At 58.6% G+C, this 2396-nt stretch carries 2 protein-coding genes; both read left to right on the top strand.

Translation table 11 applies throughout. From position 1 onward, the window contains the following. Positions 1-1177: GGDEF domain-containing protein (locus tag AC1DRJ_RS24605; protein WP_477804452.1), on the top strand; the 1177-nt coding region annotated here is incomplete at its 5' end. A gap of 90 nt (positions 1178-1267) precedes the next feature. Next, a partial coding sequence (locus AC1DRJ_RS24600; protein WP_477804451.1) for an acyl-CoA dehydrogenase family protein occupies positions 1268-2396 on the top strand: 1129 nt, incomplete at its 3' end.

Genomic DNA, 2396 nt, shown 5'->3' with positions numbered 1-2396 from the left:
GTTCAACGTGCTGCCGACGCTGGTGCTGTTGCTCGGCGGTGCGTATTGCGCGGTGTACCGACGTCAGCGTGAACTGTTTCTGATGGTCACGGTGTACATCGCCTACTTTTTGCTCGACAACCAGACCGACTATTACCGAGATAACGGCGCAGTTCGTGATGACGCTGCTGTGGTCTTCCATTTGTGTTGCCTGTTACTGCCGCTGATGTTCGGCGTGTTCGCCGCTTGGCAGGAACGCACCCACCTGTTTCAGGACATGGTGGCGCGCTTCGCGGCGTTACTGGCCGTTGGCAGTGTGGCGCTGGCGCTGGTGCAAAGTTACCCACAAGCCTTGTTGGTATGGTTGTCGCAAATTCGCTGGCCGGCGTTGCATGGCGCATGGATGAGCCTGATCCAGCTGTCCTATCCTTTGTTCATCGCTTCGTTCCTGCTGCTGAGCTGGCAATACTGGCGCAACCCGCGACCGCTGCATGCGGCTCAGTTGGTCGGTTTGCTCGGGTTGTTCTGGGCGTTGCCAAAAACCTTCATTCTTCCGTTTACCCTCAACATCATGTGCAGTCAGGTAATGTTGATGATTGCTGCGGCGGTCGCCCACGAGGCYTATCAAATGGCCTTCCGCGACGAACTTACCGGCCTGCCGGGCCGTCGCGCCTTGACCGAACGGATGCAGCGGTTGGGGCGCAATTACGTGCTGGCGATGAGCGACGTCGATCACTTCAAGAAATTCAACGACACCCACGGTCACGATGTCGGTGACCAGGTGCTGCGACTGGTTGCCAGTAAACTGTCGAAAATTGGCGGTGGCGGTAGGGCATATCGCTACGGCGGTGAGGAATTTGCCCTGGTGTTCGCGGGAAAAACGCTTGAAGAATGTATGCCGCACCTGGAAGTCATCCGCGAATCCATCGCCACCTACACTATTCAGCTGCGCAATCAGGACAGCCGGCCTCAGGATGACCAGCAAGGTCGCCAGCGTCGCTCGGGTCCGGGCGCATCCAGTGTGTCGGTTACGGTTAGCATCGGTGTCGCTGAACGCTTGGAACAGCGGACCCCGGAAAAGGTGCTGAAGTCGGCGGATGAAGCGCTCTACAGCGCCAAAGGCGCCGGGCGAAACTGCGTGGTGGCGTTCGGTCAGACGCGCCGTGGCGCCGTGCGTATGGACGCCGCTGCGAGTTGAGTGATGATGGCGCATTCAGCGTCTGGACTGTGATTGTGAGGCGTGGTGGGCGACAGTAGGTTTGGAGCATCTGCTGACGGAGAAACGACCATGCCTGAGTACAAAGCCCCCCTGCGCGACATGCGCTTTCTGATCGACCACGTCTTCGATTTTCACAGCAACTACGCCGCACTGGGCGCTACCGATGCCAGCCCGGACATGGTCAACGCGATCCTCGAGGAAGGCGCAAAATTCTGTGAGAACGTTCTGGCTCCGCTGAATCGCAGCGGTGACGAAGAGGGCTGCCATTTCGACAATGGCGTGGTGACGACGCCTGCAGGTTTCAAGCAGGCTTTCGCACAATACGTCGAAGGCGGCTGGCATGGTCTGGCGGCGGATCCGGCGTACGGCGGTCAAGGCTTGCCGAGTTCGTTGGGGCTGGTGATTGGCGAGATGGTCGGCTCCAGCAATACGTCCTGGGGCATGTATCCGGGCCTGACCCACGGCGCTATGTCGGCGATCCATGCCCACGGCACCGAAGAACAGAAAAACACCTACCTGAGCAAACTCACCGCAGGCCAATGGACCGGCACCATGTGCCTGACTGAAGCCCATTGCGGCACCGACCTGGGCATGATCAAGACTCGCGCCGTGCCTTCAGCCGATGGTAGCTACGCGATCTCCGGCAGCAAGATTTTTATCTCAGCCGGCGAGCACGACATGAGTGACAACATCATTCATCTGGTGTTGGCAAAACTGCCGGACGCACCGGCCGGCACCAAGGGCATTTCGTTGTTTATCGTGCCCAAGTTCTTGCCCGATGCCGAGGAAGAGGCGGGCGAGCGCAATGGCGTTTCCTGCGGTTCGATCGAACACAAAATGGGCATCAAGGCTTCAGCGACCTGCGTATTGAACTTCGATAGCGCCAAAGGATTCTTGATCGGCGAACCGAACAAGGGCCTGAACTGCATGTTCACCATGATGAACCACGCGCGCCTCGGCACCGGGATGCAGGGTTTGTGTCTAGGTGAGGCAAGCTTTCAAGGTGCGATCAAATATGCCAACGACCGCCTGCAAATGCGTTCGCTGACCGGCGCCAAAGCACCGGAAAAAGCCGCAGACCCGATCATCGTTCATCCTGACGTGCGCCGGATGTTGTTGACCATGAAAGCCTTCAACGAAGGCAACCGCGCGCTGACCTATTTCACCGCGCAGTTGCTGGACGTTGCACATCTGAGTC

Source organism: Pseudomonas sp. P5_B2 (assembly GCF_056400445.1).
This window is presented reverse-complemented; position numbering and strand designations above follow the sequence as displayed.